The following is a 24,368-nucleotide window of genomic DNA, read 5'->3' as shown; positions in this document are numbered from 1 at the left end:
GTGAAAAAAACAAAGCGCGTTACCATCAGTGATATCGCTGCGCTGGCCGGGGTGTCAAAAGCCACGGCCAGCCTGGTGCTTAACGGGCGCGGTAAAGAACTGCGCGTGGCGCAGGAAACGCGTGAACGCGTCATGGCCCTTGCTCAGCAACATCACTATCAGCCCAGCATCCACGCGCGTCTGCTGCGTGAAAATCGCAGCCATACGTTGGGGCTGGTGGTGCCTGAAATCACCAACTATGGTTTCGCCGTGTTTTCTCACGCGCTGGAAAACCTGTGCCGTGAAGCGGGTCTGCAACTGCTGATCTCCTGCACCGATGAAAATGCCAGTCAGGAAACCCTGGTGGTCAACAATCTGGTCTCGCGTCAGGTGGATGGTTTGATCGTCGCCTCCAGTCAGCAGAGCGACAGCGACTACCTGAAGCTGAGCGAGCAACTGCCGGTCGTGCTGTTTGACCGCCACGTAAATAACAGCAGTTTGCCGCTGGTGATAACGGATTCACTAACGCCAACTGCCGAGCTGGTAGAACGTCTGGCGCGCGCGCATCCTGATGAGGTTTATTTTCTGGGTGGGCAGCCGCGCCTGTCACCGACGAAAGATCGGCTGGCTGGCTTTATGCAGGGCCTGGCGCGGGCGGGCGTCACGCCGCGACCGGAATGGATCATCCAGGGCAACTACCACCCCAGCAGCGGCTATGAGATGTTTGCCGCGCTCTGTGCGCGGTTAGGCAGGCCGCCGAAAGCCGTGTTTACCGCCGCCTGTGGCTTACTGGAAGGGGTTCTGCGCTACATGAGCCAGCACCATTTGCTGGAGAGTGATATCCATATCGCCAGTTTCGACGATCACTATTTATATGACTCGCTGTCACTGCATATCGATACCGTAGAGCAGGATGTGCCGCGCCTGGCGCAGGAGTGCTTTTCGGTCATCACGCAAATGATTCAGGGGCAGGATCTGGCGGAGCGGCAGATCGTTTTGCCCGCCAGGCTGCGCTACCGCTCCTCGCTGGCGGGGTGATCCGGTTCAGCGGCAGGCCACAAGCGTGGTTCAGGTAACCGATCCCGTGCTGTTGCCACTCCGTTTCTGCATCAGGGCAAGATTACGGACAGGGCTCACGAAACGGGGACGGTATCAGGCCGTGCTTCGCCATGTGGCCATCTGAACGTTTTCATGATGGCCAGTTGGGATTACTGACCACGCGATAACGTGCGGCTGTCGAGCCACTCAAAAAGCAGCATGCCTGCCAGCATCGCCAGGACAAAGACAATGCCTTTGAGCACGCCGCCGCCGAGCAGGACCAGCGCCGGCCCGGGGCAGATGCCCGCCAGTCCCCAGCCGATGCCAAACAGGGCCGCACCGCTGATGAGCCGTTTATCCAGTGTGCGGTTGCCAGGCAGATAAAACGTTTCCTCAAAGACGGGCCGCTTGCGTCGGGAAGCCAGCCAGAACGTTACCAGCCCGGCGATAATCGCGCCGCCCATCACCAGCGCCAGAGAGGGATCCCAGGCGCGGGTAATGTCCAGAAAACCCAAAACCTTCGCCGGATTCGCCATGCCGCTGACGAGCAAGCCCGTGCCAAACAACAGTCCACTAAGCAGAGAAAATAAAACGACCATCGTGCCTCCTGATGTTTACCCGTGACCCATCATGCCGACGGTCAGCATGGCGGTTAACATAAAGACCAGTGTCGCCACCAGTGAGCGCGGCGACAGTCGCGATAAACCACAGACGCCGTGACCGCTGGTACAGCCCGAGCCCAGGCGCGCGCCCAGGCCCACCAGTAAGCCGGCCAGCACCAGGCGTCCCCATGAGGCGTCAATGTCGATAGCGGGCAGCGCGCTGAATAACTGAAACACCAGCGGTGACAACACCAGGCCCGCAATGAACGCGAACCGCCACGGCTTGTCAGCCGACTGACGTTTCAGCAGGCCGCCCAGAATGCCGCTGATACCGGCGATGCGGCCACAAAATAGCACTAACAGACCCGCCGCTGCGCCAATCAGCAGGCCACCTGCCAGACTCTGAATCGGCGTAAAATGGTCCAGATCGATATGCATTACCGTTGACTCCTTGTGATCTGCCAATGCGTGCTTTAAACACGCCCTGTTCCAGCTAGCGTTCACCGTCGCTCTCAGGTGAACGACCGCGATTGCGCTTTACCTGCAACGCCATGCGCCTCAGCGCAAATAACGTGGTCGCGCTGCGGTGGCCGGGCAATATCTTCTGCTGACGACTGTCACAGGCTATTTTCACACAGCTGACGAACTGTGCTTACCGGCTTTTAAAGCAGGATGACGGCATCTGCCGTCTTTATCAATCGGCTTCGTGTGAGGCACATAAAAGTTCTGTGCACAGATCTGTTTTGCGCCAGGTGTACGGGGAGAGGGTACGGACAGAGGTGAATGTCCGGACAGGATAAAAGAGGCGTGATAAGGGAAAGGAACCGGTCAGGGATAACCGCCAGTAAAGATCAACCGGGCCAGATTGCATTGGCGGAATCGTATTGCTGTGTGCGTCTTGGTGAACAAAAAGGGGCTTAGCCCCTTTCCTGCCTGGTGACTATTTTAAGTTTTCAGGGAAATTCGCCGGCAGCTCGCTTGCCGCGCAGGCAATCACGTCTTCGTTATTTTTTCCGGCATCCCGTACAAAGGTAATCGTGGCAAACTCATCGATCACTTCGATTGGGTAGGTTGGGCCCGCATCGCGGTATTTCGCCATTTCGTCAAGATGGTCGTTCTGGAAACAGACGGTACGTTCAGGATTATTGATGACCCAGCGTGGGAAGAAAATGGTGCCGTGGAACAGCTTGTCGCTCATGTTGGCAATCAGGCTGACGCTGGTGCCGGTAGGTTCGGTCCAGGACACTTTATAGCTATTTTCCGCGACTCTGACGATATAAACGTGTTGGTCTTTGACCCAGCGATTACCCACCATCCCGCTGTGGATACGATAATCAATGGTGTCTTCGTTTTTAATGTACAGCTCATAATTCCAGCCGTTGTCGTAGGTATAAACCAGATGTTTACCTGTGAAACCGTCAAGATTGTGTTTGTCGAAGCTGCTCATCTTTCGTTCTCCTCTGTTGGTGAACCCAGCTTAGTCATTCACTTTATGAATTAAAAACGCTAATTTATGATGAAAATCATTCAAAAAATGGATTGATGATGCATAAAACCACGCTGGAACAATGGAGCCTGCTGGATAAGGTTATGAAAGAAGGCAGCTTTGCAAAAGCCGCCGACCTGACCAACCGCAGCCAGTCCTCAGTCAGTTACAATCTTGCCATGCTGCAACAGCGTATTGGCATCACCTTACTGCACATTGAGGGGCGCAAAGCGGTACTTACGCCCGCCGGTGAATTGCTGCTGGCGCAGGTGCGGCCGCTTCTTAAGGCGTTTCATTCGCTGGAGGCGTATGCGGGCGCCATACGCAGCGGCGTCAGAACCAAACTGGATCTGGTGGTGGACAGCATCTTTCCGCGCCGCCGCCTGTTCGCTGTCCTGAAAACCTTTCAGCAACGCCACCCACACACGCAAATTAATCTCACCGAAGTGCTCGAAACCGATACCGATTATGCTGAGGCCGATGTGATGGTGGTAACCCAGCGTCAGGATATGGCCGGGCGGGGCGAGTGGTTGATGAACGTGGATTTTGTCGCGGTGGCGCACCGCGATCACCCCTTGCATCAATGCGGCGTAGACCTGGATGAGGAACAACTGGCGCGGTATCCGCTGATTCGCATTGCGGATCGCGAACATTTTACAGTGCAGAATGAAAGCAGCAGTGGCGATTACTGGTCTTTCTCAACCATTGACGCGGCGGTAGAAGCGGTAATGCATCAGGTGGGCTATGGCTGGATTCCGCAGGAGCGCATCCGTCACGAACTGGCACAGGGCATCCTGAAGATATTGCCGCTTCGGCATGGTGTGCGCCGCGCCACCACGCTGCATCTGCTGATTAAAAAAGACATTATCATGCTGGATCCGCCCATCGCGACCTTGCTTGACCTGTTGAAAACGGCACCGCAAACGGACGTACCGTAACGGGCGCCACGGGCCGGACAGACGATCCGCCACGGCACCCGGCGTCAGTTTTCGTGTGCCAGTTACGCGGCGGACTGGATTTATGGTGTGACGTGCAGGGCGTGAAGCAGGGCATCCAGCGAGTCAGGAGCCTGCTGATGGCGGTTTTCAACCGGATGACCGCTCCACGACAGGGCATCGTCCAGGCAATAGTCGCCGGCGCAATGCAGATCAAGATCGTCATCCAGCAGGCCAATCGGCAGCCAGATCAGCGGCCGGTCACGTAAGTCGTTCGGCACGGTGGATCCACAGTTCCTGCAGAAGTCATTGCGGTATCCCTGCGGGCGACGCCAGCTGGCGATAAAGGTTTCACCGGCCAACCAGCGAAAGTGGTCTGCATTAACGATCGTCGCCAGATTATGGCCCGTGCCGGTCTGGCGACGACACAGCGAACAGTGGCAGCGGTAAAAATGACTGGGCTTTTGTGTCAGCCTGAATACCACCGTTCCGCATAAACAACGTCCTGAAATCATGCTGGCTTCCCTGAATAAAATGCGCTTAAGAAGACGCTTAGTGTGCCCGCTTTTTGGCCCAGTACGCCATAAAGTTAATCGCTTCGCGATCAACGCCGCGCTCGCCAATCAGATGGCGACGCAGCAGTTTCACGACGGTCGATTCGGCGGCCACCCAGCCGTAAAATTCATTGCTGCGCGCCTGCGCACGATCCCACAGTAACTCACCGTCTTCCTCTTCCTGCACGGCCTGCTGCTGGCCGCCATCGGGTACGCTGACCTGGGACTGAATTGCCGCGATCAGGCATTCACCATGTGAAGCAAACGCAGGTTTGCGGGGCAACCACACAATGTCGGCAAACGCGTACGCCTGTAAATCGACGCAATCCTCAGCATCCGGCACCTCAAAAAAAGCCTGAACCCGGGGCGGATGGGGCTGGCGGGCCAGCAATTCCAGAATGCCTTTCGCGGCAGGCAAGGCGGTTTCATCGGCAATCAGCAGCGCATTGCGCAGGCCGTCTGGCGGCGTCCATTCATAGCCACCGCTGTCGGCCTCAAACGCCGCATTCGGCGCAACGATTACCAGGCTGTCGCCCGGTTTCGCGTTGATGGCCCAAGCCGAGGCCGGACCTTCTGTACCGTGGCTGACAAACTCAATGGTGAGCTCCTCACGTTGGGCATCCAGATGGCGCAGCGTATAGGTGCGCAGCAGCGGCCGCTGCGCTTTGGGCAGCGACAGAATCGTCTGGTACCACTCATCGTTATTGGGCAGGTCGGGCAGACTGCCATCTTCGGCAGGCAGCAAAATCTTAATCCGCTGGTCGGGCGCATCCGATTTCATCTGTGCCACGTCGGGCCCGTTAAACACCAGGCTCAGCATCGAAGGTGAAAGGTGATGTTTGCGGGCCAGTTTGACCTCAAAAAGGCGGTAAGCAGGGACGTCAGCCATCGTCGTTCCTTGTGGTTAATGAGCCGATAAGGCTGATCGTGAACGCCAGATCAGCCCCGACAGGGCAATAAAGAGCATGGCGGCAGTGAGTGCGGCGGCAATCAGCGCGGCTTCGCCGTGCGAGTGCGTGATCACTGGCACCAGAAGGGCACACAAGCCATAGCCCAGCGTATGGCTGGTGGCGATCCAGCCTGCTCCGGCGCCGTCTGCCAGCGTGTCGTTGAGCAGCAACTGATAGGCGGGTGTGCCGAGCGCCGCACCGAACGACATCACGGCACAGCCGACATAAAACAGCCAGAGCGACGTGGTCAGCATCATGCCCAGGCCCAGCGCCATCAGGATCCCGGCGCTGATTAGCAGTGAAAGCGGCGTCAGTAACTGCGGACGCAACACCAGAAACTGCGCACTCAGCGACGCGATGGCGGCAACGCTCAGCAGCCAGGCAACCTGATGGCTTATCGCCGCCGTCTGCCCGGCAAATTGTCGGGCCAGCGCCGGAGACAGCCCCAGTTGCATCAGGCTGACGGTGGCCGCCAGCAGCAGGGCGCATAACAGGTAGGGCAGGCAATGAGGGCGCAGGCGGGCGTTTTTACGCGTCACCGCTGGCTGCGGGGCCAAACGTTGTAACGGCAGCAACAGCGCCAGCGCCAGCAGCGGCGCCACCACCAACAGCGCCAGCGGGGCCAGCGGATGAATCACCAGCATTCCGGCTGCGCAGAGGGGGCCAAAAAGTCGGCCACAGCTCAGGCCGGAGCTGATGGTCGCCAGCGCCGTCATGCGCTTCTCTTCGCCCGCCCGGTGCAGCGCCCATACCTGACAGGCGGGCACCATGGCCGATACCATCAAACCATAAAAAACCCGGGCAATAATTAATATGCCTAATCCAATCGGTGCGCTGACGGCCTGCACAGACAGCAGCGCACAGCCCAGACCGAGCAGCAAAAAGCTGGTGCCGTAACCGGCCAGCGACCACAGGACCACCGGTTTACTTCCCTGACGGGCAATCTGCTTTCCCCACCACGGCGACGCGGGCAAAAACAACATGGAGCCGAGCGTTAACAGTCCTGCCCACACGGACAGGCTCAGGCTGGTCTGAGCAACCAGCACCGGAATCGCGACCAGCAGGCCATTTTGTCCCACACCCAGCAACCCGGCGCTGATGGCTAAAGGCCAGTTTGCTAACGCTTTTTTTTGCGTCATGGCCAGTTCAGGAGATGTCACGATGTTGCTAACCCGTATCTTTGTTGTATGTATTTGTAAAATTTATTCTGCCAATTCTAACAATTGTCGTTGATAATGAGAACTGTTATCGGCAGAATTCGCATTATCATAACGACTGGAAATTGTTTGATAATGATACAATCAACGCATGACGGGGCCTGGGACGTGGCGGCACAATGCTTCCTGAACGCCCTGATCCGTGAAACCAGGGACTGGCAGTTGAGCCAGGGTGACCCCGCCGAACTGACGATCCCGTTGGATGAACAGCAGACCTTACACTTTAAGGTGGCTTACTTTTCTCCGACGCAGCACCACCGTTTTGTCTTTCCGGCCCGGCTGGTGACGCAGCGTGGCAGCCAACCGGTGGCGTTTGAAACCGTCGCCAGGCTGATTGTCGATAAGTTACAACACCAGCACGCGCTGCCCGTCGCAGGCTGCGAGGCGTTTTACCAGCGCGTAATGCAAAGTCATGCCCACACCCGCGAAGCGGCGGCGTCCCGTCATGACTGGGGCGGCCTGCGCGAAAACGCACTCAATTTTGCCGAGGCCGAACAGGCGCTGCTGGTCGGGCACGCTTTCCATCCTGCCCCCAAATCGCACGAACCTTTCACGCCGCAGCAGGCCAGACGCTACCTGCCCGATTTTGCCCCGCATTTTCCGCTGCGCTGGTTCGCGGTGGATAAAGACTATCTGGCGGGCGACAGCCTGAAACTGAACTTACAGCAGCGCCTGACGCGTTTTGCGGCCGAGAACGCACCGCAGCTGCTGCATGCGCTGACGGACCAGCGGTGGTTATTCCCGCTGCATCCCTGGCAGGCGGACTATTTGCTGCAGCAGAGCTGGTGTCAGCAACTGATGGAGAAAGGAGTGCTACAGGATCTGGGTGAGGCGGGAACATCCTGGCTGCCCACCACGTCATCACGCTCGCTCTATTGCGCGACCAGTCGTGACATGATCAAGTTCTCGCTGAGCGTGCGACTCACTAACTCCGTCCGCACTTTATCGGTGAAAGAAGTCAAACGCGGCATGCGGCTGGCGCGGCTGGCGCAGACCGCGCGCTGGCAGGCGATGCAGGCGCGTTTCCCGACGTTTCGTGTGATGCAGGAAGACGGCTGGGCCGGGCTGCGTGATATGCAGGGCACGATCAGGGAAGAGAGCCTGTTCGCACTGCGTGAAAACCTGATTGTCGACCAACCGCAGAGTCAGACCAACGTGCTGGTTTCCCTGACGCAGTCCGCGCCGGACGGCGGCGACGCACTGCTGACGGCGGCGGTTAAGCGCCTGAGCCAGCGCCTGCGTATCAGCGAACAACAGGCCGCCCATGCCTGGGTGGACGCATACTGCCAGCAGGTGCTGAAACCGCTGTTTACGGCCGAAGCCGATTACGGACTGGTGCTGTTAGCGCATCAGCAAAATATCCTGGTGGAAATGGCACAAGACCTGCCGGTTGGCCTGATCTATCGCGATTGCCAGGGCAGCGCCTTTATGCCGCACGCCGCAGGCTGGCTGGATGAGATTGGCGAAGCGCAGGCAGAAAACGTCTTTAGCCGCGAACAGCTGCTGCGCTATTTCCCCTATTACCTGTTAGTGAATTCCACGTTCGCGGTCACGGCGGCACTGGGCGCGGCGGGCATGGACAGCGAAACGCACCTGATGGCGCGCGTACGTGATGCGCTGTCTGCGCTGCGTTGCGAGGTCACGCACACGGACTGTCTCGATTACGTGCTGGAAAGTCCGCACTGGAATGTGAAAGGCAACTTCTTCTGTTACCTGCACGATCACAACGAAAACACCATCGTCGATCCGTCGGTAATCTACTTCAACTTCACCAATCCCCTTCTGTCCCAGGAGCGCTAAATGTCTCAGGCAACGATTGTTCACAGTGGCCACGGTTTGCGCTGCGAGAAGTCTGGTAAGGCCCTGAATCTGGGCTGGGGACAGGACAACAGTGCGGTCCTGCATTATACCGGTCCGCTTGCCGAAGGCTGGTTGCGTGATGCGCTGGATCAGATGTTTATCGCGGCCCCGTCGCTTTCCGCCATTGTGTTGCCCTATGCCGAATGGCGGGAAGAGCCGCAGGCGCTGGCCCTGTTTGCCGCGCTGAGAAGCGATATCGTGCACCGCGAGGCGTTCTGGCAACTGCCGCTGTGGCTGTCCACGCCGCGTCAGCAGGCGTCCGGCGAGATGGTCTTTGATGCCGAACGTGAGATTTACTTCCCCCAGCGTCCGCCGCGTCCTCAAGGCGAAGTCTATCGCCGTTACGATCCGCGTGTGCGCCGGACGCTGAGTTTCCGCGTGGCCGATCCTGCGCGGGATGCCGAGATGTTCACCCGCTGGATGAACGATCCGCGCGTGGATTATTTTTGGGAGCAGAGCGGATCGCTGGCAGTGCAGACCGCCTACCTGCAACGCCAGCTCACCAGCAGCTATGCCTTTCCGCTGATTGGCTGTTTTGATGATGCGCCTTTCAGCTACTTTGAAATCTACTGGGCCGCCGAAGACCGTATCGGACGCCACTACAGCTGGCAGCCGTATGACCGCGGCCTGCACCTGCTGGTGGGCGAATCGCAGTGGCGCGGACCGCACTATGTGCAGAGCTGGCTGTGCGGTATCAGCCACTACCTGTTCCTGGATAACCCGCACACCCAGCGCCTGGTGCTGGAGCCACGCGCTGATAATCAGCGCCTGTTCCGTCATCTGGCACCTGCGGGCTATGCCACCGTTAAAGAGTTCGACTTCCCTCACAAGCGCTCTCGCCTGGTGATGACCCGGCGTGCCCGCTTCTTCAGCGAGGTGGGCCTGTGATGAATCCGCACGCATGGGAAACCGTGAACCGTCAGCTGGTGGCGAAAATGCTGGCCGAGCTGGAGTACGAGCAGGTCTTTCAGGCCCAGGCGCAGGGCGATAACCGTTACTGCATCAGCCTGCCGGGCGCTGAGTGGCACTTTACCGCCGAACGCGGCATCTGGGGCTGGCTATGGATCGATGCGCAAAGCCTGCGCTGTGCGGATACGCCGGTACTGGCCCAGACCCTGCTCTGCCAGTTACAGCCGGTGCTGTCGATGAGCGATGCCACGGTAGCGGAGCATATGCAGGATCTCTACGCCACCTTGCGCGGCGATCTTCAGCTTATGCAGGCGCGTCAGGGAATGAGCGCGGACGCGCTTATCGATCTGGATGCCGACCGCCTGCAGTGCCTGCTCAGCGGCCATCCCAAATTTGTTTTCAACAAAGGCCGACGCGGCTGGGGACTGGCGGCACTGGCGCGCTACGCCCCGGAATACCTGAACACGTTCCGCCTGCACTGGCTGGCGGTTCAGCGTGAGCATCTGGTCTGGCGCTGCGACAGCGCGCTGGACATCCAGCAACTGCTGCATGCCGCGATGGATGACGGCGAATACGCCCGGTTCACCGAGGCCTGGCAGGCACAGGGACTGGACGACAGCTGGCTGCCGTTACCGGTTCATCCCTGGCAATGGCAGCAAAAAATCGCACTCGATTTTGTCGCGGATCTGGCCACCGGCAAAATGGTCTCGCTGGGCGAGTTTGGCGATCGGTGGCTGGCACAGCAGTCACTGCGCACGCTGACCAATGCCAGCCGTCAGGGCGGACTGGATATCAAACTGCCGCTGACGATCTACAACACCTCCTGCTATCGCGGCATTCCTGGCAAATACATCGCGGCGGGCCCGCTGGCCTCGCGCTGGTTACAACATGTCTTTGCCACTGATGCAACGTTGCAGCAAAGCGGGGCGGTGATTTTGGGCGAACCGGCCGCAGGCTATGTCGCTCATCAAGGTTACGCCGCGCTGGCCGAAGCCCCCTATCGCTACCAGGAAATGCTGGGCGTGATTTGGCGCGAAAATCCTGCGCGCTGGCTGCATCAGGACGAAACGCCGATTCTGATGGCGACGTTGATGGAGTGCGATGAGCAGGGACAGCCGCTTATCGGTGCCTACATTGCCCGCTCGGGCCTGAGCGCCGAGGCCTGGCTCAGTCAGATGTTTCGCGTGGTCGTCGTGCCGCTGTATCACCTGCTGTGCCGTTACGGCGTGGCGCTGATCGCGCACGGACAAAATATTACCCTGGCGATGAAAGACAGTATTCCGCAGCGCGTCCTGCTGAAGGATTTTCAGGGCGACATGCGGCTGGTGAAGGACGATTTTCCCGAGATGGCCTCTCTGCCTCAGGCGGTCTGTGATGTCACGGCCCGCCTGAGCGCGGACTATTTGATTCATGACCTGCAAACCGGACATTTTGTTACGGTTCTGCGTTTTATTTCGCCGTTGATGGCGCGCCTTGGCGTACCCGAGCGGCGCTTTTACCAACTGCTTGCCGCAGTGTTGAGCGATTACATGCAGGCGCACCCGCAGCTGTCGGCGCGCTTTGCGCTTTTCTCCCTCTTCAAGCCACAAATCATTCGCGTCGTGCTGAACCCGGTAAAGCTCACCTGGCCCGATCAGGATGGCGGGAGCCGTATGTTGCCCACTTACCTGGAAAATCTGCAAAACCCGCTGTGGCTGGTCACCAAGGACTGAATCATGACAAACACTGTTGATTTTATTGGCATCGGTATTGGCCCGTTCAACCTGAGTATCGCGGCGCTGGCACACGAAGCCGAGGGTTTTACCAGTGCGTTTTTAGACAGTCGGCCGGATTTTGCCTGGCATCCCGGCATGCTGGTGCCGGACTGCCATATGCAGACCTCGTTCTTAAAAGATCTGGTCTCGGCAGTTGCGCCCACCAGCCCGTTCAGCTTTGTGAACTATCTTGTGAAGCGTAAGAAATTCTACCGCTTTATGACGGCAGAGCTGCGAACCGTATCGCGGGATGAGTTTTCTGACTATCTGCGCTGGGCCGCCGAGGGCATGGATAACCTGCACTTTAATCACACGGTGGAGCGCATCGAGTTTGACGACACGAAACAGCGTTTCGTGATTCACAGCCATGACGGTGAGCGCTACGCACGCAATATTTGTCTTGGTATTGGTAAACAGCCCTATCTGCCGCCGTGCGTCAACCGCATCAGTGCGACCTGTTTCCACGCCAGTGAGATGAGCCTGCGCAAGCCGGATCTGCGCGGCAAACGCGTTGCCGTGATTGGCGGAGGGCAGAGCGGTGCCGATCTGTTCCTGAACGCCTTCCGGGGAGAGTGGGGTGAACCGGCGAATGTCAGTTGGGTGTCGCGCCGCAATAACTTTAACGCGCTGGATGAAGCGGCCTTTGCCAATGAATATTTCACCCCTGAGTACGTATCCAGCTTTGTCGGCCTGAGTGAGAAGGCGCGCCAGACCATGCTGGATGAGCAAAAGATGACTTCGGATGGCATTACGGCAGCGTCGCTGCTGACGATTTATCGCGAGCTGTATCATCGCTTTGAGGTGCTGGGGCAGCCGCGCAATGCGCATCTGCTTCCCAGCCGCTCGGTGGTGGAACTGACCCGCCATCAGCAATGCTGGCAGTTGCAGTTACAGCATCAGCTCGATCAGGGTTATGACCTGATTGAGTGCGATGTGGTGATTTTTGCCACCGGTTATCGCCCGGCGTTGCCCGAGCTACTGTCACCGCTGATGAGCCGCCTGACCATGAAAGACGAGTGCACGTTCAGCGTGCGCGAAGATTTCACGCTGGAGTGGAACGGACCCAGGGACACTAACATCTTTGCGGTCAACGCCAGTATGCAAACGCACGGCATCGCTGAACCGCAACTCAGCCTGATGGCCTGGCGTTCCGCCCGTATTCTGAATCGCGCGCTGGGGCGTGATTTATTCGATCTCAGCACGCCGCCTGCCCTGATTCAGTGGCGCAGCGCGAGCCGGGAAAAACCGCAGCAGGGTGCTGCATCCACTCAAAACTATACCGAGTCCTTGGGGTAAACCTTAACCTCGCATGCAGGAACGACGATGAAGACTAAAAACAAAAATATCTGGCTGCTTAATCCGCTGTTATTAGCCATGATGGCACCGGCGGTGGCACAGCAAACCAGTGAGAATGAAATGGTTGTCTCCGCCAGCCGTACGCACCGCACCGTGGCGGAAATGGCACAGACCACCTGGGTGATTGAAGGGGCCGAACTGGAGCAACAGGTCCAGGGCGGAAAAGAGTTTAAAGATGCGCTGGCACAACTGGTACCGGGCCTGGACGTCAGTAGCCAGGGCCGCACCAACTACGGTATGAACATGCGTGGTCGCGCTATTGTGGTGCTGGTAGATGGCGTACGCCTTAACTCCTCGCGTACCGACAGCCGTCAGCTGGATTCCATCGATCCGTTTAATATCGATCATATTGAAGTGATCTCCGGTTCCACCTCGCTATACGGCGGCGGCAGTACCGGTGGCCTGATCAATATCGTGACCAAAAAAGGCCAGCCAGGGACCCAGTTTGAGTTTGAAACCGGCACCAAAACCGGATTCAACAGTAGCAAAGACCATGATGAACGCGTGGCGGCTGCCCTCTCCGGCGGCACCGATCGTGCCTCCGGACGCCTGTCCGTTGCCTACCAAAAGTTTGGCGGCTGGTATGATGGCAAGGGCGACTCACTGCTGATGGACAATACCCAGACGGGCCTGCAGTATTCCGATCGTCTGGATATTATGGGCACCGGCACGCTGGAGATTGATGACCACCAGCAACTGCAGCTGGTCACGCAGTACTACAAAAGTCAGGGCGATGACGATTATGGCCTCTATCTTGGGCGTAACTTCTCCGCAGTAACGGGCGGAGGCACCGCGTACACCCGCAAAGGGCTGAACTCCGACCGTCTTCCCGGCACCGAACGCCATCTGGTCAGCCTGCAGTACTCCAATACTGATTTTCTTGGTCAGGAGCTGGTGGGGCAGGTTTACTACCGGGACGAGTCACTGGCGTTTTATCCGTTCCCCACGGTGTCCGGCGGACGCGTCACCAGTTTGTCCTCCTCAGAGCAGAACACCGATCAGTACGGCGGTAAGCTGGCGATCACCAGTAAGCCGGTCGATGGGCTGCAGCTGACCTACGGCGTAGACGCCGATCATGAGCGTTTCAGTTCCAACCAGATGTTCTTTGATCTGGGCCAGTCGGCCGCCTCGGGCGGGCTGAACAACCAGAGCATCTACACCACGGGCCGTTATCCGGGTTATGACATTACTAATCTGGCGACCTTCCTGCAGTCCAGCTACGACATCAATGAGACGTTTACGCTGAGTGGCGGTGTGCGCTATCAGTACACCGAAAACAAGGTGGATGATTTCGTCGGTTACGCTCAGCAGCAGGCGATTGCCAACGGTACCGCGCGCTCGGCCGATGCGATTCCAGGCGGCTCTACCGATTACGATAACTTCCTGTATAACGCCGGTATCCTGATGCATATCACGGCGCGGCAGCAGGCCTGGTTTAACTTCTCGCAGGGCGTTGAGCTGCCCGATCCAGGCAAATATTACGGGCGCGGCACCTATGGCCGGGCGGTTAACGGCAATCTCCCGCTGACCAACAGCGTTAATGTGGATGCCAGCAAGTTGCAGGGCATCAAAGTCGATTCATGGGAACTGGGCTGGCGCTATACCGGCGATAATCTGCGTACGCAACTCAGCGCCTATTACTCGCTGTCAGACAAGAATGTGCAGCAGAATCAGGACCTGACGATCAGCGTGGTTGACGATAAGCGCCGCATTTACGGGGTGGAAGGTGCCGTGGATTACTTTATCCCGGACACCGACTGGAGCACCGGAGCAAACTTCAACGTGCTCAAAACCGAGTCCAAAGTGGATGGCAGCTGGCGAAAATATGACGTGAAAGTGGCCAGCCCGTCGAAAGCGACCGCCTATGTTGGCTGGTCGCCGGATCCGTGGAGCCTGAAGGTGCAGAGCACTACCTCGTTTAATCTCAGCGACGACGCGGGCTACAACATCAACGGCTACACCACTGTTGATTTCATTGGCAGCTATGAACTGCCTGTCGGCAAGCTGAGCTTCAGCGTGGAAAACCTGCTGGATCGTGATTACACCACGGTATGGGGCCAGCGCGCGCCGCTGTACTACAGCCCGACCTATGGTTCACCGTCGCTGTATCAGTACAAAGGCCGGGGACGGACGTTTGGTCTGAACTACTCCGTGCTGTTCTGAGTCGGTATTCTTGGCCGGTGTTGCGCCGGGCAAGCCTCACACCCGCGTGCCCGTTTTCCTGGCAGCGTCTTGAGTACAACAAACACAGTGACCGGTTCAGGCCACTGTGTTTACCGGATTACGAACTGCGATGCAGCGTCAGCGGAGCAGACAACCAGCGGGCGACGCGCTTACCTGCTTTGATGGCGGGCTTTTCAATGTAGAAAAACATTACCGACGCCAGCGCCACGCTGGCGCTGACCGACAGTACGAAAATCATAAGGTTATCTGTCCAGGCTTTATCTGCCAGGCTGTTCATCAGCAGTACCATGAGCGGATAGTGGATGAGATACAGCGAATATGAGATATCCCCCAGGAAAATCAGCGTACGGTTGTGACCGGTGTCGGCACGGTAGCTCAGCATCACCGTCATGATCATGATGGCGGCGGCCAGCCAGAAACCGCCGTGCAGGCCAAAGGGCTGAGGTCCTGTAATCAGGGCGGTAATGACCGCCAGCACCAGCCCTGCCTGAAGCAGTCGGCGCATTCTGTTATCCAGTTCCGGTAGCTTACGCTTCACCAGCAATTCTGCCAGCAGCATCCCCAGGATGAACTCCATACAGATAGTGTTACTGATTAACTTAATCCACGCCTGCCACCAGTGCGTCACCGTCAGATGCGGCGAAACCTGTGAGGAAAAGTCAAAACTGCCGTTGTAGTAAAGCTGAAATCCCACACTGGAGACGATGAAAATTAGTGCACAAAGGTAGCTGCGATAGCGGTAGTTGATGCACATCGCTACGGTGAAAACGGCGTAAAACAGGATCTCGTAAGACAGCGTCCAGGGCGGCCCTAACGCGCTGAATCCAAACGTCGGTCCGGCGCTGCTGTAATCCTGCAGACAGAAATAGAGCGCACAGGACATATCGTGAAGAGAGCGATCGTGATACACCACCGCGAAAGACAACAGCCAGACGACAAAGAAGACCGGCCAGATGCGGAAAAAGCGTTTCACCATGAATGAGGTCGGGGCTTCGTTAAACTGATGGGTAATGAAGGTCATGATGAAGCCGCTGATAATAAAGAACACGTCCACGCCCAGCGCGCCTGGAATGTGTCGGGTCCAGTGACCCTCTAACAGCGATGAGTTGTGCGCCAGTACCACAAGTAACGCAGCAAGGCCGCGCAGATACTGGATTGAGACGATTTTCATGAATGTTACAGCCTGTCGGTTGACTCATTAGCGGCAGTCGCGCGGGCGAGCCGATACGGTTAAGCGTAGGCCGTATTGTAAAAATGACTTAACAATGGTCAACCGCCTTTTATCGGGCAGAAAAATACATTTCAAAACGATAGCGTATTTTTGCTGAATAAAGCGCGGCAATCGAGGCTGTTAGGCGCACAAGGAGAAAAGTGCGCCATCAGCATTTCAGAGGGTTCTTAACCAAAATTGATAACTTACGTGCGCAACAGACTCATGCAGCGCGGCGCGGCGATACGTGTCCACCCAGGGCGCGCCGGAAGATTTCTATCGTCCACATCCACAGAATATGTCCCAGCGTTTCCGAGGCAATTTCCGCCAGCGGCAGGTGCCATAAGGGCGGTGCCCAGCCGTTTATGGGCAGGATCACGGCGTGAAATGCCACGGTAATGATCAGGGCGAACGCCACGCCCTGACCCAGCGTAATGATCGGGATAATCTCGGCCAGGGCGCAGTAGAGCAGGGCGAAGAAAATCGAGAACAGGTGATGAACACCGGCCACGCCCCAGTTCACCACATGACCGGAATAGTGATAGACCAGGTTGCTGACATTGATTCCCATATCCTGGAGCATCTCCGCGGGGGGAATTGCCCTGTCCGGCGTTCTGGGCGGAAACGGATTCTCCGTGCCCCATTTGACAAAACTGGCGACGTTACCGCCCCAAAACCCTGCCCACAGCGCCGCACCGTAATGCCGATCGGCCGGGGACGTCAGATAAAACCCTGTTTTCATTTTTCACCGCTCCCGCTGAATAAAAAGAAGAGAATTACTGGCCGTAATAGGCGTTTGCTCCATGCTTTCTGAGAAAGTGTTTATCCAGTAACGGCTGCTGCATTCGGGTGATATCAGGCGTCAGCTGGCGGGAAAAAATCCCCATATAGGCGATTTCCTCCAGCACGACTGCGTTATGCACGGCATTATCTGCGTCTTTCCCCCAGGCAAACGGCCCGTGAGCATTAACCAGCACGGCGGGAATGGCCGTCGGGCTGATGCCGCGTGAGCGGAAGGTTTCGATAATCACTTCGCCGGTATTGTGCTCGTAATCGTGAATAATTTCGGCCTCCGTCATCAGTCGGGTGCAGGGAATGGCTCCATAGAAGTAGTCAGCGTGCGTGGTGCCCCAGGCTGGCAGATCCTGGCCCGCCTGCGCCCAGATGGTGGCATGACGCGAATGCGTGTGCACAATGCCGCCGATGTCCTCAAAGGCCCGATAGAGTGCCAGATGGGTGGCCGTGTCCGATGAAGGCTTTTTCGTGCCCTCCACCACGCGGCCGCTTGCCAGTTCCAGTACTACAATATCGTCCACCGTCATGCCGTCGTATTCCACGCCGGAGGGCTTAATCGCCATCAGCCCTTGCGCACGATCGACGGCGCTGACGTTGCCCCAGGTAAACGTCACCAGATGGTGGCGCGGCAGCGCCAGGTTTGCCGCCAGCACCTGCTCTTTCATCATGGCAATGCTCATAGTAAGCCTCCTTCCTGCATTTTCTGTTCAATCCAGCGCCGTGCCTGTACGATCTCGGCAACCGGCTCCTCGGCTTTCTCGGTCCACATTTCAATCAGGAACGATCCGCGATAATTCAGCGCTTTGAGCGTGCGAAACACGCCAACGAAATCCACGCAGCCTTCACCAAAGGGCACATCGCGGAACTGCCCCGGTGAATGGGCGGTGACCGGTTGGGTATCTTTCAAATGAATGGCGGCGATGCGATCAATGCCCAGCGTCAGTTCGGCAGTCACGTCATTGCCCCAGGCGCTGAGATTGCCCACATCCGGATAAACGGAAAACCACGGAGAAGCCTGCTGCTGTTCCCAGGCTTTCCACTTGCTGATGGCGTTCATGAATTCGGTATCCATGATCTCTACCGCCAGCATCACCTGCGCCGCTGCTGCGCGCTGCACTGCGCGTGACAAGCCCTCGGCAAACCGCGCGACCGTGCCTGCATCATGCGGTTCGTAGTAGACGTCATAGCCCGCCAGTTGAATCGTGCGGATCCCCACATCTTTCGCCAGCTGGATGGCCTGATCGATCAGATCGTCTGCGCGCTGGCGGATCGCCGGATCGTGGCTGCCAAAGGGAAAGCGGCGATGGCCGGACAGGCACAGGGAAGGAATGGTGACGCCGGTTTCGATGGTCGCGTTGACCAGCGACAGGCGCTGCTCTTTGCTCCAGTTCAGCCGGTCCAGCCGTTCATCGGTTTCATCGACCGACATTTCCACAAAATCAAACCCGCAGGCTTTGGCCAGCGCGAGACGTTCTGGCCAGGTGAGATTCGCAGGCAGGGCTTTTTCGTAAATCCCTAACGGGTGCAGGCGTTTCATACTGTCCCCCAATGGCGGCCAATGGCCCGGTGAAATGCGGTGGCGCATGCAATGCCGTTCTCGCCATCGCTCAGGGCGCGGCCGGCAATAAACGCCTTCACATCGATATCGCGAAACTGAGAAAGGTCATCCGGGGTGATACCGCCCGTGACGGACAGGGCAAAACCCAGGTCTGATAAGGCTTTCATGGTATCCAGATCGTGCTGATTCCACTGTTGCCCGCTGGCCTGTGCGTCCCGTCCACGGTGATAAATAGCCTGGGTCAGACCCAGCTTTCGCCACTGCCGGGCATCATCCAGCGTCCAGTTGCCAAACAGTTCGATCTGAATATCCCCTTGGTACTGCTGCGCCACCGCCAGTGCGCTGGCAAAGGTTGCCAGCGGCGCGGCACAGATCACCGTCATCCAGTTAGCCCCTGCCGCAAAAGCCATCTCCGCCAGGGCGCCGCCGGCATCCGCCACTTTGTAATCCGCGACCAGCGTTTTTTCCGGGTGCTGCTGGCGCAGATGACGTACGGCTTCAACACCGCAGCTCAGGCACAAAAGCGTACCGGCTTCGATAATGTCGACATGCGAATGCAGTTGCCGGGCGGTACTGAGCGCGGCATCCAGCGTGGTGTGATCCAGCGCCAGCTGGAGTAAGGGCAGGCTCATGGCAGGTCTCCCTGGGCGTCACGAAGGACGCGAATCAGATGTTGATAACGCTGATACTTTTGCTGGTAGCGGTCATAGCACGTGCTGTCCGGTTGCCAGCACACGATGTCAGGGGCCAGGGCCTGCTGGGCCGCCTGCAGTGAGGCATAAGCCCCGGTGCCGGTTAACGCCACCAGCGCCGCGCCCAGACAGCCGCTCTCACTGATCTGCGGAACCTCAACCGTCAGGCCACTGGCATCGGCGAACATCTGCATCCAGGGCGCAGAGCGCGTGGGCCCACCGCTCAGACGCAGGGCGGTAACCTGAGGAAAACGTTGCAGAATACGGTTGAGGTGCGTCAGATGTGAGAACACCACGCCTTCGTAGATGGCCTGAACCAGATGGGCGCGCGTGTGACCTGCCTGCAGGCCAAAAAAGCTGCCGTGCAGATCGGCACTGGCATTGGTGCCATACAGGAAAGGCAGAAACAGCACACTGCTGCTGGCGGGCGCCAGCGCTGCTACCCACGCATTAAGCTGGCTGTAGTCCTTAATGCCCCACTGGTCACAAAACCATTCCAGATTGGCCGCCGACGTCGGGCTGGCCTCATGGATAAGGTACTGACCCTCAATGGCATAACGACCATAAACGTAGGGATAGTCTGCTTCATCGCTGATGCAGTCGGTAATGCCGCTGGTCACTGACCAGGTTCCCATCACCGCGTTCAGGCGCGTCGCATCATTCAGGCCCGCGCACAGCGCTGTTGACATCACATCGAACAGGCCGCCCACGACGGGCGTACCGGGCAGCAGACCGCATTCGGCAGCGGCTCCGTCGGTGACATAGCCCGCAATCTGCGTCGGGCCGATAATCGGCGGCAGTGCCAATATTATCTCCGGGATACCTGACATCTCTGCCAGTGCAGGCGACCAGTCGGCTGCCTGCATGTCATACAGATTGGACTCAGAGATATTGGTTTCTTCGCATGCCCGCTCGCCGGTCAGACAGAAACGCAGATAGTCATGGGCCATCATGACGCTGCCAATCGCCGCATAGCGCTGTGGCTGATGCAGCTTGATCCAGCGCAGCAGCGACACCGGGTGGCCGGTCCACAGCGTTTGCCGGGTCAGCGGATAGAGTTTCTGCGGCAAGCCTTCCCGTTGCCACTGTTGCACAAGGCTCAGGGCGCGGCGGTCGGAGGAGAGGATGCCGTTGCCCAGCGGGCGGTGCTGTTTGTCCAGCAGAAACAGCCCCTTACCCTGTGCGGAAATGCCCATACCGGCGACCGACGCCGCATCCTCGCCGCTGGTGGTCAGCACCTCACGGATGACGGCTGCCGCCTGTTGCCACAGCAGCGTCATATCGCGTTCGGCATAACCCGGTTCCGGTACAACAACCGGCAGGTTTTGCCGGGCGACGGCCAGCTCGCGGCCCTGTATATCGTACAGCCCGGCTTTAATAAAGGTGCCGCCACAGTCCAGTCCCAGCCAGCGTTTCATAATGCCTCCTGTTGAGGGGAATCGCAGCGTGCGGGCAACGTCATCGCCAGCAGGGCGGCAATCGCCAGTGAAATGGCAAGGCTGTAAACCCCGGCATCCCGGCTGTAAAACGCCATCAGAATGCCCACCATGTAGGGACCGCAGAAGCCGCCCAGGTTGCCCAGCGCGTTGATCAGGCCGCGCGCGCCGCCAGCCACCTCGGCATTAAACAGGCGCGGCGGAATACTCCAGAACACGCCCGCCGCAGACTGGATAAAGACGCCACAGCCCACCAGCGCCGCGTAGGACCACCAGATATGCGCTTTCAGTAACACCGACAGCGCCATGCACAGCGCAAAGCCGGCCAGCGGCAGCGCCACGAACAGCCTGCGCCGTCCGGTCGCGTCCGACAAAACAGAAAACAGAAACATGCCGACGATTGCCCCGACGTAGGGCAGAATGGCCAGAAAGCCCACCTGCTCCACATTACCGTGCGTCAGTCCTTTCAGGATGGTGGGCAGCCAGAGCGTGTAGCCGTAAATGCCGGTCTGATAGAAGAAATTGACCAGAATCAGCCGCCACATAACCGGTTCGCGCATCACGCGCATCAGCGAGGCGTTGCGCACGTTCTGCCCTTTGATCATCAGCTGTTCGTTATGCAGCGTGGTGATGAGATAGTGTTTTTCGGCTGGCGAAATCCATCTCGCTTCCTGCGGGCGGTTACTGATCGTGAAATGCCACAGGGCCATCACGACCAGAGATAACGCGCCTTCCACGTAGAACAGCATGCGCCAGTCCCAGCCGGTAATGATCCAGCCTGAGAGCGGAGCCGTGATGATCCCGGCGATCGGCACAAACATGATCACGATGGCATTTGCACGACCGCGCTCCGCATCCGGGAACCAGTTGCCGATCATCGTCAGCACCACCGGTAACATGCCGCCTTCGGCGATCCCCAGCGCAAAGCGCAGCGCCAGCAGCTGATACTGACTGGTGGCCATGCCGGTCAGTATGGAAATCACCGCCCAGGCCAGCAGCGACCAGCCAATAAAGCGTTTACCATTGCCGTAAACGGCCAGCCTGCCGCCGGGCACCTGCAGGAACAGGTAGCCAATGAAGAAAATGCCGCCTGCCAGTCCGGCCATCGAGGCGCTGATGCCCAGTTCAGCATCCATGCCGCCCGGCATCGCAAAGGCGATGTTGACCCGATCCATATACGAAATGATGCAGGTAATCAGAATCGGCGGAATGATCCGCAGCCAGCGCAGTGCAGGGACCTTTTCATGATTGACAGCGCTTGTGGTGATGCTCATCGTGCCTCCCTGCCTTACACCAGATCGCGCGTGGGGATCTTCACCACGACTTTGCGGATCGGACCGGGCTGACTGACCGCGCAGTTAGGACGATGAATATCCTGAGGAAAAAATACGGCGAACGTGCCGGGCAGCATCCGTACCAAGGTTTCATCGGGGGCATGTTGATAAAAAACGATGTCGCGTTCGCTGTCGTAAGGCTGATGCACCGCCAGATCCAGTGGTTGTGTGGCGACGCCGATCACTTCTTCGCCTGCCACCAGATACTGCACGTCGATGTGATAGCGGTGCGCCTCCGGGTAATTCTCTGCGGCGGGAACCGTGTGCAGATCTAACACCTGTACGACCCAGCCGGTTTCTTCGTCCTGATAACGGCCGGCGGCCATGTTTGCCAGATCATGACCGGCGAGGTAGGCCAGAGCATGAGCAATCGCGGCGGGATAGTGACGGGGATCGGTATTGGCAAGGTGTCCGGTAATCATGATGCCTTCTCCTGTAGCGCCTGAATGCGCGCCCAGACGCGCTCATCAACCGGAATACCCAGGCGTTCGTTTTCTTCACGCAGTGGCGGGAATTTGTCACCCGGCAGGCGAATCGCCTGTGTGCTGTCAGCCGGTTCCGCACCGGTGATGGATGCGCGAATACGATCGAGTTTTTGCTGGCGGGTTTCGCCCGGAATGAGCCGATCAACGTCGATGGCGATAAACACCTGAGAAATGCCAAATTCATCGCCGTTGTCGTGAGTGACTTCAGTCACGGAGGCGCCGTTAGAGAGCAGGGTGGCCAGCATATCCAGCACCACAGACAGCGCTGAGCCTTTCCAGTAACCCATTGGTAAAATGCGGCGGTTTTTTTCCAGCGTGGCCGGATCGCGGGTGTAGTTGCCCTCATCATCAAAGCCGCCATCGACCGGCAGGCTTTTCCCCGCCAGGCGATTCACTTCCAGCATGCCGTAGGAGAACATCGACATGGACATATCCACCATCGTAACCGGCTCGCCCGGTACCGCGATAATCAGCGGATTGGTGCCGATCGCGCAGCTTTTTGCGCCCCAGGGCGGCATTACGGCAATGGAGTTGGTCCAGCAGATGCCGACAAAGCCCTTTTCCGCCGCCTGCCAGCCATAGCTGCCACCGCGCATCCAGTGATTGGCATTGCGTAAGGCCACCAGCCCAATGCCGTGTTCCGTGGCCAGCGCCATCGCGCGCTCCATCATGCTATGGGCGGTGATATTGCCAATGGCGCGTTGCGCATCCCACTGCTCAATCGCACCCAGCGACAGGACTTTTTGCGCATCCGCATCGGGAATAATGTGGCCGGCATCCAGTTGCTGAATAAAACGCGGGAAGCGGTTAACGCCATGGGAATAGACGCCGTTAAGACTGGTTTCAGTAAACATGCGCGCGCAGGCCTCAGCTTTGGCCTGCGGCACGTTGCGGCTGAGGAGTACGCGAAGAAACTCCTGATACAACTGCTGATAGCTGATTCTCATCTGACTGATACTCCCCGCGTCTTATTTCATAATGTGGAATGTCATTTCAACTAAATGCTATGGGGAAAAATGCAGCGAGTCAAAGAAATGACTCAAAATTTATTTCATTTAAATCAACAGGATATAATTAATTCTGACTTCTGTGATCTTGGGCTTTTTTGCCCGATTCCGGCCACAGTCAGGCCGGTCAGCTGAGAAACAGCTGACCTGATTTGCTCTGCTTTTCGCCCTGCCTGTGCAGGGGCGTTAGCGTAGCGTTACCCGGTAGAGTGAAGTGTTGGCTGTGATATAAAGTTCATCATTATTCGGTCCGCCAAAGGTGCAGTTGGATACCGTTTCAGGAATCGGGATTTTGCCTTTACGGTTTCCGCTGCTGTCGAAAATAATCACGCCGTCAGCGCAGCTACAGTAAATATCGCCGTTGGCATCCACACAAAATCCGTCCGGGAAACCGGGTGAGACATCGGCAAAAAATTGCCCTGCAGACAACGTGCGACCGTCCACTTTATAGGTGCGCAACTCATGGCGGCCGAGCGTCGGGAAATCCACCACCGACATGTCCGCCACGTACAGCACGCTTTCATCAGGCGAGAACGCCAGCCCGTTTGGCCGCTGCAGATCGCTGGCGGCAATGCTGAGCTGCCCACTTTCCGGATCAAAACAGTAGAGATAGCAGCCGATCACCTGGCTGGGAGCCAGGTAACCCTCATGATCGCTGACGATCCCGTAAGGCGGATCGGTAAACCAGATGGTGCCGTCGGAGCGGATCGCCAGATCGTTAGGCGAGTTAAACCGCTTGCCCTCGACTTTATCCACCAGCACGTTCACCGTACCGTCTGTTTCTGTCCGGCTGATAGCCCGGCGACCGTGTTCGCAACTGACCACGCGTCCCTGATGGTCGCGGGCATTGCCATTGGCATAGTGAGAATGATGACGCCAGATACTCAGCTCGCCATTGCGCTGCCAGCAGTACATACGGTTGCCTTTGACATCGCTAAATACCACCCCATCAAGCGCCGGTAACCAGACTGGGCCTTCGGCCCAGGTAGCAGTGGAGCACAGTTTTTCTACCTGCATGATGCTGGCC

23 protein-coding genes are annotated in these 24,368 nt (G+C 57.9%); 7 read left to right on the top strand and 16 right to left on the bottom strand.

Annotated elements, in window-relative coordinates; genetic code table 11:
* Positions 1–1,017, top strand: coding sequence for a substrate-binding domain-containing protein (locus C1N58_RS16080; protein WP_033739070.1), 1,017 nt, complete (start codon positions 1–3; stop codon positions 1,015–1,017).
* A gap of 170 nt (positions 1,018–1,187) precedes the next feature.
* Here C1N58_RS16080 and C1N58_RS16075 read toward each other — a convergent pair whose 3' ends face one another.
* The 3 genes from C1N58_RS16075 to C1N58_RS16065 all read right to left on the bottom strand — a co-directional run bounded on the left by C1N58_RS16075 (position 1,188) and on the right by C1N58_RS16065 (position 3,066).
* Entirely contained in the window at positions 1,188–1,616 is a 429-nt protein-coding gene (locus C1N58_RS16075; RefSeq protein WP_033739071.1) for a DUF6691 family protein, read from the bottom strand.
* Between the two features lie 15 nt (positions 1,617–1,631).
* On the bottom strand, positions 1,632–2,057 hold the full coding sequence (locus C1N58_RS16070) for a YeeE/YedE family protein (protein WP_033739072.1): 426 nt from the start codon (positions 2,055–2,057) through the stop codon (positions 1,632–1,634).
* Between the two features lie 502 nt (positions 2,058–2,559).
* Complete coding sequence (locus tag C1N58_RS16065) at positions 2,560–3,066, bottom strand: phenolic acid decarboxylase (RefSeq protein WP_033739073.1); 507 nt, start codon at positions 3,064–3,066, stop codon at positions 2,560–2,562.
* Positions 3,067–3,164: 98 nt separating this feature from the next.
* Here C1N58_RS16065 and C1N58_RS16060 point away from each other — a divergent pair, with 98 nt between their 5' ends.
* Complete coding sequence (locus tag C1N58_RS16060) at positions 3,165–4,043, top strand: LysR family transcriptional regulator (RefSeq protein ID WP_033739074.1); 879 nt, start codon at positions 3,165–3,167, stop codon at positions 4,041–4,043.
* A gap of 80 nt (positions 4,044–4,123) precedes the next feature.
* On the opposite strand, the gene C1N58_RS16055 is transcribed toward C1N58_RS16060, so the two are convergent.
* From C1N58_RS16055 to C1N58_RS16045, 3 genes are read right to left on the bottom strand one after another with little or no spacing between them, the layout of a single operon-like run.
* Entirely contained in the window at positions 4,124–4,555 is a 432-nt protein-coding gene (locus C1N58_RS16055) for a GFA family protein (protein ID WP_039339024.1), read from the bottom strand.
* A gap of 37 nt (positions 4,556–4,592) precedes the next feature.
* Positions 4,593–5,483 carry a siderophore-interacting protein gene (locus C1N58_RS16050; protein WP_394564333.1) on the bottom strand — a complete coding sequence of 297 codons (891 nt, stop codon included), beginning with the start codon at positions 5,481–5,483 and terminating at the stop codon, positions 4,593–4,595.
* Positions 5,484–5,498: 15 nt separating this feature from the next.
* Entirely contained in the window at positions 5,499–6,704 is a 1,206-nt protein-coding gene (locus C1N58_RS16045) for an MFS transporter (protein ID WP_054634635.1), read from the bottom strand.
* Between the two features lie 132 nt (positions 6,705–6,836).
* Between C1N58_RS16045 and iucA the strand changes: the two genes are divergently transcribed.
* Genes iucA through iutA form a run of 5 tightly spaced genes read left to right on the top strand, consistent with a single transcriptional unit; the run spans position 6,837 to position 14,803 of the window.
* Positions 6,837–8,561 (top strand): aerobactin synthase IucA, encoded by a 1,725-nt coding sequence (iucA, locus tag C1N58_RS16040; protein ID WP_394564332.1) that lies wholly within the window; start codon positions 6,837–6,839, stop codon positions 8,559–8,561.
* On the top strand, positions 8,562–9,509 hold the full coding sequence (gene iucB, locus C1N58_RS16035) for a N(6)-hydroxylysine O-acetyltransferase (RefSeq protein WP_394564331.1): 948 nt from the start codon (positions 8,562–8,564) through the stop codon (positions 9,507–9,509).
* Positions 9,509–11,242: an aerobactin synthase IucC gene (gene iucC / locus C1N58_RS16030; protein WP_394564330.1), complete on the top strand. Its 1,734-nt coding sequence runs from the start codon at positions 9,509–9,511 to the stop codon at positions 11,240–11,242. Before iucB ends, iucC begins: the two co-directional genes overlap by 1 nt.
* A gap of 3 nt (positions 11,243–11,245) precedes the next feature.
* Positions 11,246–12,580 carry an NADPH-dependent L-lysine N(6)-monooxygenase gene (iucD, locus tag C1N58_RS16025; protein ID WP_039339019.1) on the top strand — a complete coding sequence of 445 codons (1,335 nt, stop codon included), beginning with the start codon at positions 11,246–11,248 and terminating at the stop codon, positions 12,578–12,580.
* A gap of 27 nt (positions 12,581–12,607) precedes the next feature.
* The gene (gene iutA, locus C1N58_RS16020; RefSeq protein ID WP_039339017.1) at positions 12,608–14,803 is read left to right on the top strand and encodes a ferric aerobactin receptor IutA; all 2,196 of its coding nucleotides are present in this window, start codon (positions 12,608–12,610) and stop codon (positions 14,801–14,803) included.
* 118 nt (positions 14,804–14,921) lie between these two features.
* On the opposite strand, the gene C1N58_RS16015 is transcribed toward iutA, so the two are convergent.
* The 10 genes from C1N58_RS16015 to C1N58_RS15970 form a co-directional block, all read right to left on the bottom strand.
* Positions 14,922–15,995, bottom strand: coding sequence for an acyltransferase family protein (locus tag C1N58_RS16015; protein ID WP_033739089.1), 1,074 nt, complete (start codon positions 15,993–15,995; stop codon positions 14,922–14,924).
* A gap of 262 nt (positions 15,996–16,257) precedes the next feature.
* Positions 16,258–16,776 (bottom strand): YagU family protein, encoded by a 519-nt coding sequence (locus C1N58_RS16010; RefSeq protein ID WP_033739091.1) that lies wholly within the window; start codon positions 16,774–16,776, stop codon positions 16,258–16,260.
* A gap of 34 nt (positions 16,777–16,810) precedes the next feature.
* A complete protein-coding gene (araD, locus tag C1N58_RS16005) occupies positions 16,811–17,509 on the bottom strand; it encodes an L-ribulose-5-phosphate 4-epimerase (protein ID WP_172913040.1) in 699 nt (232 codons plus the stop codon).
* On the bottom strand, positions 17,506–18,366 hold the full coding sequence (locus C1N58_RS16000; protein ID WP_006121631.1) for an L-ribulose-5-phosphate 3-epimerase: 861 nt from the start codon (positions 18,364–18,366) through the stop codon (positions 17,506–17,508). Before C1N58_RS16000 ends, araD begins: the two co-directional genes overlap by 4 nt.
* Positions 18,363–19,019, bottom strand: a complete 657-nt coding sequence (gene ulaD, locus C1N58_RS15995) for a 3-keto-L-gulonate-6-phosphate decarboxylase UlaD (RefSeq protein WP_394564329.1) — start codon at positions 19,017–19,019, stop codon at positions 18,363–18,365. Before ulaD ends, C1N58_RS16000 begins: the two co-directional genes overlap by 4 nt.
* Positions 19,016–20,497, bottom strand: coding sequence for an FGGY-family carbohydrate kinase (locus C1N58_RS15990; RefSeq protein WP_394564328.1), 1,482 nt, complete (start codon positions 20,495–20,497; stop codon positions 19,016–19,018). Before C1N58_RS15990 ends, ulaD begins: the two co-directional genes overlap by 4 nt.
* Positions 20,494–21,789 carry an MFS transporter gene (locus C1N58_RS15985; RefSeq protein ID WP_006121627.1) on the bottom strand — a complete coding sequence of 432 codons (1,296 nt, stop codon included), beginning with the start codon at positions 21,787–21,789 and terminating at the stop codon, positions 20,494–20,496. The genes C1N58_RS15990 and C1N58_RS15985 overlap by 4 nt, the downstream gene beginning before the upstream one ends.
* A gap of 14 nt (positions 21,790–21,803) precedes the next feature.
* Positions 21,804–22,271: a YhcH/YjgK/YiaL family protein gene (locus C1N58_RS15980; protein ID WP_054634626.1), complete on the bottom strand. Its 468-nt coding sequence runs from the start codon at positions 22,269–22,271 to the stop codon at positions 21,804–21,806.
* The gene (gene yiaK / locus C1N58_RS15975; protein ID WP_033739101.1) at positions 22,268–23,281 is read right to left on the bottom strand and encodes a 3-dehydro-L-gulonate 2-dehydrogenase; all 1,014 of its coding nucleotides are present in this window, start codon (positions 23,279–23,281) and stop codon (positions 22,268–22,270) included. The genes C1N58_RS15980 and yiaK overlap by 4 nt, the downstream gene beginning before the upstream one ends.
* A gap of 246 nt (positions 23,282–23,527) precedes the next feature.
* The gene (locus tag C1N58_RS15970) at positions 23,528–24,358 is read right to left on the bottom strand and encodes an SMP-30/gluconolactonase/LRE family protein (RefSeq protein WP_394564327.1); all 831 of its coding nucleotides are present in this window, start codon (positions 24,356–24,358) and stop codon (positions 23,528–23,530) included.
* Between the last annotated feature and the right edge of the window lie 10 nt (positions 24,359–24,368).

The sequence above is a fragment of the Pantoea sp. SGAir0180 genome (assembly GCF_043546245.1).
This window is presented reverse-complemented; position numbering and strand designations above follow the sequence as displayed.

Excerpts from the sequence above, each read along its gene's own strand:
- C1N58_RS16075 (WP_033739071.1), bottom strand. The coding sequence starts at position 1,616 with ATGGTCGTTTTATTTTCTCTGCTTAGTGGACTGTTGTTTGGCACGGGC.
- C1N58_RS16070 (WP_033739072.1), bottom strand. The coding sequence starts at position 2,057 with ATGCATATCGATCTGGACCATTTTACGCCGATTCAGAGTCTGGCAGGT.
- C1N58_RS16065 (WP_033739073.1), bottom strand. The coding sequence starts at position 3,066 with ATGAGCAGCTTCGACAAACACAATCTTGACGGTTTCACAGGTAAACAT.
- C1N58_RS16060 (WP_033739074.1), top strand. The coding sequence starts at position 3,165 with ATGCATAAAACCACGCTGGAACAATGGAGCCTGCTGGATAAGGTTATG.
- C1N58_RS16055 (WP_039339024.1), bottom strand. The coding sequence starts at position 4,555 with ATGATTTCAGGACGTTGTTTATGCGGAACGGTGGTATTCAGGCTGACA.
- C1N58_RS16050 (WP_394564333.1), bottom strand. The coding sequence starts at position 5,483 with ATGGCTGACGTCCCTGCTTACCGCCTTTTTGAGGTCAAACTGGCCCGC.
- iucA (WP_394564332.1), top strand. The coding sequence starts at position 6,837 with ATGATACAATCAACGCATGACGGGGCCTGGGACGTGGCGGCACAATGC.
- iucB (WP_394564331.1), top strand. The coding sequence starts at position 8,562 with ATGTCTCAGGCAACGATTGTTCACAGTGGCCACGGTTTGCGCTGCGAG.
- iucC (WP_394564330.1), top strand. The coding sequence starts at position 9,509 with ATGAATCCGCACGCATGGGAAACCGTGAACCGTCAGCTGGTGGCGAAA.
- iucD (WP_039339019.1), top strand. The coding sequence starts at position 11,246 with ATGACAAACACTGTTGATTTTATTGGCATCGGTATTGGCCCGTTCAAC.
- iutA (WP_039339017.1), top strand. The coding sequence starts at position 12,608 with ATGAAGACTAAAAACAAAAATATCTGGCTGCTTAATCCGCTGTTATTA.
- C1N58_RS16015 (WP_033739089.1), bottom strand. The coding sequence starts at position 15,995 with ATGAAAATCGTCTCAATCCAGTATCTGCGCGGCCTTGCTGCGTTACTT.
- C1N58_RS16010 (WP_033739091.1), bottom strand. The coding sequence starts at position 16,776 with ATGAAAACAGGGTTTTATCTGACGTCCCCGGCCGATCGGCATTACGGT.
- araD (WP_172913040.1), bottom strand. The coding sequence starts at position 17,509 with ATGAGCATTGCCATGATGAAAGAGCAGGTGCTGGCGGCAAACCTGGCG.
- C1N58_RS16000 (WP_006121631.1), bottom strand. The coding sequence starts at position 18,366 with ATGAAACGCCTGCACCCGTTAGGGATTTACGAAAAAGCCCTGCCTGCG.
- ulaD (WP_394564329.1), bottom strand. The coding sequence starts at position 19,019 with ATGAGCCTGCCCTTACTCCAGCTGGCGCTGGATCACACCACGCTGGAT.
- C1N58_RS15990 (WP_394564328.1), bottom strand. The coding sequence starts at position 20,497 with ATGAAACGCTGGCTGGGACTGGACTGTGGCGGCACCTTTATTAAAGCC.
- C1N58_RS15985 (WP_006121627.1), bottom strand. The coding sequence starts at position 21,789 with ATGAGCATCACCACAAGCGCTGTCAATCATGAAAAGGTCCCTGCACTG.
- C1N58_RS15980 (WP_054634626.1), bottom strand. The coding sequence starts at position 22,271 with ATGATTACCGGACACCTTGCCAATACCGATCCCCGTCACTATCCCGCC.
- yiaK (WP_033739101.1), bottom strand. The coding sequence starts at position 23,281 with ATGAGAATCAGCTATCAGCAGTTGTATCAGGAGTTTCTTCGCGTACTC.
- C1N58_RS15970 (WP_394564327.1), bottom strand. The coding sequence starts at position 24,358 with ATGCAGGTAGAAAAACTGTGCTCCACTGCTACCTGGGCCGAAGGCCCA.